7 protein-coding genes and 1 pseudogene are annotated in these 6110 nt (G+C 75.6%); 5 read left to right on the top strand and 3 right to left on the bottom strand.

The window, feature by feature from the left end; genetic code table 11:
* Window positions 1-54: 54 nt before the first annotated feature.
* From ABEB07_RS29635 to ABEB07_RS29650, 4 genes are all read left to right on the top strand, one after another.
* Window positions 55-2514: a SpoIIE family protein phosphatase gene (locus tag ABEB07_RS29635; RefSeq protein ID WP_345671164.1), complete on the top strand. Its 2460-nt coding sequence runs from the start codon at window positions 55-57 to the stop codon at window positions 2512-2514.
* Window positions 2515-2610: 96 nt separating this feature from the next.
* Window positions 2611-2883 (top strand): hypothetical protein, encoded by a 273-nt coding sequence (locus ABEB07_RS29640; protein ID WP_176151511.1) that lies wholly within the window; start codon window positions 2611-2613, stop codon window positions 2881-2883.
* A gap of 48 nt (window positions 2884-2931) precedes the next feature.
* Window positions 2932-3303 carry a DUF6479 family protein gene (locus tag ABEB07_RS29645; protein WP_176151512.1) on the top strand — a complete coding sequence of 124 codons (372 nt, stop codon included), beginning with the start codon at window positions 2932-2934 and terminating at the stop codon, window positions 3301-3303.
* Between the two features lie 116 nt (window positions 3304-3419).
* Complete coding sequence (locus ABEB07_RS29650; RefSeq protein ID WP_164581709.1) at window positions 3420-3599, top strand: hypothetical protein; 180 nt, start codon at window positions 3420-3422, stop codon at window positions 3597-3599.
* Between the two features lie 110 nt (window positions 3600-3709).
* Here ABEB07_RS29650 and ABEB07_RS29655 read toward each other — a convergent pair whose 3' ends face one another.
* The gene (locus ABEB07_RS29655; RefSeq protein WP_176151514.1) at window positions 3710-4297 is read right to left on the bottom strand and encodes a hydrolase; all 588 of its coding nucleotides are present in this window, start codon (window positions 4295-4297) and stop codon (window positions 3710-3712) included.
* 83 nt (window positions 4298-4380) lie between these two features.
* On the bottom strand, window positions 4381-4842 hold the full coding sequence (locus ABEB07_RS29660; RefSeq protein ID WP_176151515.1) for a MarR family winged helix-turn-helix transcriptional regulator: 462 nt from the start codon (window positions 4840-4842) through the stop codon (window positions 4381-4383).
* Between the two features lie 137 nt (window positions 4843-4979).
* On the opposite strand from ABEB07_RS29660, the gene ABEB07_RS29665 reads away from it, so the two are divergent.
* Window positions 4980-5489 (top strand): metallophosphoesterase family protein, encoded by a 510-nt coding sequence (locus ABEB07_RS29665; RefSeq protein ID WP_345671166.1) that lies wholly within the window; start codon window positions 4980-4982, stop codon window positions 5487-5489.
* 380 nt (window positions 5490-5869) lie between these two features.
* On the opposite strand, the pseudogene ABEB07_RS29670 reads toward ABEB07_RS29665, so the two are convergent.
* Window positions 5870-6110 (bottom strand): annotated as a pseudogene (locus ABEB07_RS29670) (SRPBCC family protein); the annotation flags it as partial.

The following is a 6110-nucleotide window of genomic DNA, read 5'->3' on the forward strand; positions in this document are numbered from 1 at the left end:
ACCGGGCGGAACGTGCTGTCACAGGGGCTGCGCCCCGCCGCGATACGCGCTGTAATGGCCAACGTGGTCAGTGAGGGCACGACGGCACGCGGAACGAGGACGTCACGGCTCGCGCGCGCCGAACTCGCCCTCGCGACGCTGACCGCGGGCCCGCCCGTCCCGGAACGGACGCACCAGATCCTGGAACAGGCCCTCGTCTTCACCGGCGCCGCGTTCGCGGGCGTCTACACCCCAGGCGACGGCGGTGACGCGCTGTGCCTGTCGGACGCCGCCGGAGTGCCGCGCACCCTGTACGGACTGCGCGACGCCTACCCCCTGACCGGACCGTCCCCGCCGGCCGACGCCCGCCGCACCGGACGGCCCGTGTGGCGGGGCCCCGCCGAACTCGCCGCCTGCGCCGACTTCCGGCGGATGCCCGCGGGCGACGTTTTCGTGGCCGCGCTGCCCCTGACCGGCCAGGCGGGCGGCTGCCTGCTCGCCGTCACCGAGCGCCCCGGCGGCTTCGACGACGAGGACCGCGCCTGCCTCCGCCTGATCGCCGAGGCCGTCGCCTGCCCCGCGCCCGCGCGCACCCCCCGGGGCGGCGAGCTGCCGCCCGGCGGCTTCTCCCTGGCCATGGACACCGGGCGGATCGACGTCGACGACGACGTCCTCGGCCTGTTCGGCATCGACCGCGCCGGCTTCGACGGCAAGGTGGAGACCCTGCTCGCCCGGACCGTCCCCGACGACCTGCCCTCGCTGATGTCCGTGGTCGAGGCCGACTACCTGTCCATCGGCGAACGCGAACTGGAGTTCCGCGTCCTGCGGCCCACGGGCCCGCCCCGGTGGCTGCGGCTGCGCGGCCGGCTGCTGCCCGGCGGCGAGGGCCGCCCCGCCCGCCTGGTCGGCACCCTCGCCGACGCCTCCGCGCTGCGCTCCGGGGTCACCGACGTCGCCCGCGTCCAGCGGCTCGCCGCCGCGCTGGCCACCGCCGGCACCGTCCGCGACGTCAGCCAGGCCGTGGTGGCCGCCCTGCGCAGACCGCTGCACGCCGACCGGATCGCCCTCGCCGAGCTGGAGAACGACCGGCTCGTCGTCACCGTCCTCGACCCGCCCGAACCCGAGTCCTGGCCCCAACTGTGGCGCCTGGAGTGGCGCGGCGAATGGCCCGACGCGCCCGTGCGCGCCATGCCCACCCTGGCCGCCGCCCTGCGCGAGGGCCGCGCCGGCATATGGCCCGCCGGGACCGCCCTCGAACCCGCCCTCACCGAGGTCGGCCCGGGCGGCCTCGCCGTGCTGCCGCTGCCCGCCGGCGGCCGGATGGCCGGCGCCTGCCTGATCGGCTGGGACGCCCCGCACGACTTCGGCCCCGACGAACGCGCCCTGCTCACCGCCTCGGCGGGCCTCGCCGGACAGGCCCTGATGCGCGCCCACGCCTTCGACGCCGAGCACGAACTCGTCGGCACCCTCCAGCGCACCCTGCTGCCGCGCCGGCTGCCCCGGCTCCCCGGCGCCGAGGCCGTCGCCCGCTACCTGCCCGCGACCGCCGGCCTCGAAGTCGGCGGCGACTGGTACGACGTGATCCCGCTGCCCGACCACCACGTCGCCCTCGTCATCGGCGACGTCCAGGGACACAGCGCGGGCGCCGCCACCCTGATGGGCCAGATGCGCACCGCGCTGCGCGCCTACGCCGTCGAGGGCCACCCGCCGGACGTGGTCGTCTCGCACGCCAACCGGCTCCTGCTGGACATGGAGACCGACCTCTTCGCCACCTGCGCCTACGTCGACGTCGACATGGAGGCCGGCACCGCCTGGTGCGTGCGCGCCGGACACCTGCCGCCGGTGCTGCGCCACCCGGACGGCGGTACCGAGATCGTGCACGCCGAGGGCGGACCGCCCCTCGGCGTGCAGAGCGAGGCCGACTTCCCGATGACGCCCGTCCGGCTCCGGTCCGGAGCCGTGCTCGCGCTGGCCACCGACGGCCTCGTGGAGTCGCCGGACGCCGACATCGACGTGGGCCTCGACCGGCTCGCCCGCGGCTTGGCCGGCGCCGACCCCGGCCACCTCGGCCTGGTCGCCGACGCGCTGCTGACCGGCGCCCGCCGCGACGACGACATCGCCCTGCTCCTGCTGCGCTACGACGGCCTCGCAGTGCGCCCGCTCAGGGAGAGCTGGACGGTGTGGCGGGTCCCCGAGGCGGTCCGGCACGCCCGCCGCTTCACCCGGCGCGCCCTGCGCACCTGGGGGGTGACCGAGGAGGTGGACTCCGTGCTGCTCATCGTCTCGGAACTGGTCACCAACGCCCTCGTGCACACCGAGGGCCAGGTCCGCCTGGACCTCACCCTCGTCAACCGCCGGCTGCGCGTCGCCGTGGCGGACGGCTCGCCGCGTACCCCGGTCAAGCCGCCCAGCATCGGCTGGGAGGCCACCGGCGGCCGGGGCATCTACCTCGTCGAGGCGCTGTCCGCCGCCTGGGGCACGCTCCCGGTGGGCGGCGGCAAGCAGGTGTGGTGCGAGCTGCCGCTGCGGGGCTGAGTCACACCCGGGCGGACCGCCGGCCGGGTGCGCCGCGCGACCGCCGCGGCCGCTCCGAGTCGCCGCTCACACCCGCGGTGATTAGGGTCGTGGGTTGTGTCACACACTTTCGAAGAGCTGGTGGCGAAGCAGCGGGCGGCCGACGAGGCGCACACCCGGGTCCAGCAATTGCGCGAGAACTACGGCCCGCCCGCACAGGTGCGCTGGACCGCGCTGCAGAGCGAGACGTACGAGACGGCCGTACGGGCCTGGCGCGACCTCGCCCGCGACCTCCAGTCCGCCCTGAACGCCTACGCGACCGACGAGGGCAGACCCCGTCCGGAGATCGAGTCCGCCGTGACGAGAGCGGCCCACCCGGACGGCGGGTGAGCCCGCCCCGGCACGCATCCGCTCGTCGGGGGCGGGTACCCGGGGCGCATGGACAGAACCGGGTACGACATGGCGGCCGGCGCGGGCTCGGCCGTCGGCATCCTTCTCGTGGTCATCGGCGGTCTGATCGTCGTGGGGCTGCTGCTCTGGGCGGTCCGGTTCGGCATCAAGGTCAAGCAGCGCGAGCCCAGGACCCCCAGGGGCGGCGAGCATCCGACGCTGCCCGACTCCGGGCCGGTCCACGAGACGCGGCAGCGGCGCGAACCGGACGAGGTGCCCCGCGCCGAGGAGACCGGCCGCCGGCTGAGCCCGCACGAACTGGGATCCCCCGGCACCCGGCGCAGCGAGGACCAGGACCGGCCGCGCTGGGACCAGGGCTCCGGCGGCTCCTTCGGCAGCGGCGGCTCCGGCGGCAGGTGAGCGGGCCGCTGCGCCCGGGGTTTGCCCGCGGCGTGCCCGGGGACCCGACCGGCCAGGACGGCGGGGCGCGACCGAGCCCCCGCACCGCACCCGAAGCAGAAGGTGGATGAGGAGCCGTGACCGCGCAGATGGTCGAGACACCGGCAGCCGGCAGCCCCGAGACGGGCTGGGCGCAGTCCCGCCGGCAGGGGAAGCAGGGCGTACGCACCTGTCTCCCGGCACTCGAGGAGCAGCGCGGCGGCCCGCGGCGCGACCGCACCGGCCCCGAGTGGAACATCGTGCGGGGCGAGGACTGACGGACCTTCGCGCGAGGCGGGGACCGACGAAGACCGAAACCCCGAGCACGGCCTGTGGGGGTGCCCGGCGCCGAGCGCGCCGGGCACCCCCACAGGCCGTGTCGGCCCTGTCAGCCGTGGGTCTTGGCCAGCAGTTCCAGGATCTCGGCGGTCGTACCCGTCTCGCCCAGGCGCGGGAAGATCCGCTCCACGCTGTTGCGGTGGGTCTCCTCGGCCATGTCGCTCATGGCGTCGGTGGCCAGCGTGACGTGGTAGCCGTGCTCGTGGGCGGCGCGCGCGGTGGACTCCACGCCGATGCTCGTGGCGATGCCGGTGAGCACGATCTGCGTCACCCCGCGGCGGCGCAGCTGCACATCGAGGTCGGTGCCGTGGAAGGCGCCCCAGTTGCGCTTGGTGACGGTGATGTCGCCCGGGTGGCCGGACAGCTCGGGAACGATCACGTCCCAGCCCTCGGGGCGGGCGTGGCCGCCCGCGCGGGACGCCTCGGTGCGGCCGGGCACCGCGTCCGCGCCGTCGGCGCCGAACGAGACCCGGACCAGGACGACCGGCAGGTCGTGGGCGCGGAAGGCGTCGGCGAGCTCGGCCGACCGCGCCACCACCTCGGTGCCCGGGTGGGGGACGGTCGGCGCGCCGGCGATGCCGGCCTGAAGATCGATCACCACGAGGGCGGTCCGCGGATCGAGGGTGGTGAGAGCCATGGCTCGGGCCTTTCGGGGGGAGAGGTGTGCGGGGGACCCGAAGCGTGCCGGGGCACTCGGAGTCAAGGGCGGGACAGCCTGCGTCACGGGCGGGACAGCCGTTCCATCAGCGCCAGCGCCTCGATGAGCGTCTGCCGCTCGTCCTCGGTGAACCGGTCGTCGAGGGCCCGGGTCAGCCATTCGGCGCGGACCTGGCGGTTGCCCTCGATGCGCTCCCGGCCGTCCTCGGTCAGGGTGACCAGCTGACGCCGGCCGTCGGCCGGGTCGGGGCTGCGCAGGATCAGCCCGTGCTGCTCCAGGGCGGCCAGGGTGGTGGCCATCGACTGGGGGCGGACGCCCTCGGCGGCGGCCAGGGCGCTGGCCGTGGCCGCTCCGTGCTTGCCGACCAGGGTGAGCGCGGAGACCTGGGAGGGCGTGAGGTCGTCCTCCCGGGCGACCTCACGGATCCGACGCCGCAGCCGGCTGAACACCACCCGCAGGTCGCGCGCGGCGCGGCCGGCGGAGGCGGAGACGCCCTCGGGCGCCTCGGCGGGCTTCTGGTCCATGACCGTCACCGTAGAACGTTCAACTGAAACTGTCCAGTTGGAACTGAACAGCCTCACCTGCATACCTGCGCTCGCCCCGGGCGGCCCGGACGGCCTCCGTGCGCCCGCCGGACGTCGTTCCGCAGTACGCTGACGCCGTGCGTCTGCTCCTCGTGTCCGACACCCACCTGCCCAAGCGGGCCAAGGAACTGCCGGAGCCGCTGCTCGCCGAACTCCCGCGCGCCGACGTCGTCTTCCATGCCGGGGACTGGGTCGACGCCGCCACCCTGGACCTGCTGGAGAGCCGCAGCCGCCGTCTGATCGCTGTCCACGGCAACAACGACGGCCTCGATCTGCGCGCCCGCCTGCCCGAGGTGGCCCGCGCCGAGCTGGACGGCGTGCGCTTCGGCGTCGTCCACGAGACCGGTCCGGCCCAGGGCCGCGAGGCGCGCTGCGCGGCCCGCTTCCCCGACCTCGACGTGCTGGTCTTCGGGCACAGCCACATCCCCTGGGACACCACCGCGGCCACCGGGCTGCGGCTGCTCAACCCCGGCTCGCCTACCGACCGGCGGCGTCAGCCGCACTGCACCTACCTGACCGCCGCCCTCGACGGCGGCCGCCTCACCGAGGTGCGGCTGCACCGGCTCCCGCGGCGCCGGACCCGCTGACGGCGGCGGGGCCGCCGCCCGGAACGGCGGGGCGGGACGGTGGGGGCAGCGAAGAGGGCGGCCCGCTCTGGGGCCGCCCCGGAGTCACTCTTCCCTTTCTCGATTCCGACTTCTCGGCGAGATCCGGGCCGCTCCGTGCGCGGAAGCAGCCCGGAAGCTGCGAGTGTGCGCTGTCACGGACCTCCTTCCAGCGGAGATGTGCGGCACATGTGCTGCGGAGGCGTGCATGCCTCATCCGTGCTGGCCCGCCTACCCCTCCTGGGGGGCCTCAACCACACAAAACGGGAAACCGGGAAAAAATCAGGATCTCTTTGAACGCATCGGTCACACAATCCCCTCCGCCCCCATCGGACGCAGGGACGACCGGCCCGGGCCCGGGCTCAGCCGCGCCGCAGCCGACGTACGCCCACGACGAGCAGCGCCACCGCCACGGCCGCCCCGGCCGCGGCGGCGGCACGCCTGGCCACCGGCACCCCGGCGACCCGCAGCAGGTCGATCGGCTCGCCGCCGCCCCCGGACCCCGCGCCGTCCCCGGGCCTCCTGCCGCGGTCGGCGCCGCTCGCCGCCGGGACGGTGACGAGAGCCGGCGCGGGCCGCACCACGGGAGTCGGCGCCGACGCC

The organism is Streptomyces similanensis, from assembly GCF_039543625.1.
Taxonomy (GTDB): Bacteria; Actinomycetota; Actinomycetes; order Streptomycetales; family Streptomycetaceae; genus Streptomyces; species Streptomyces similanensis.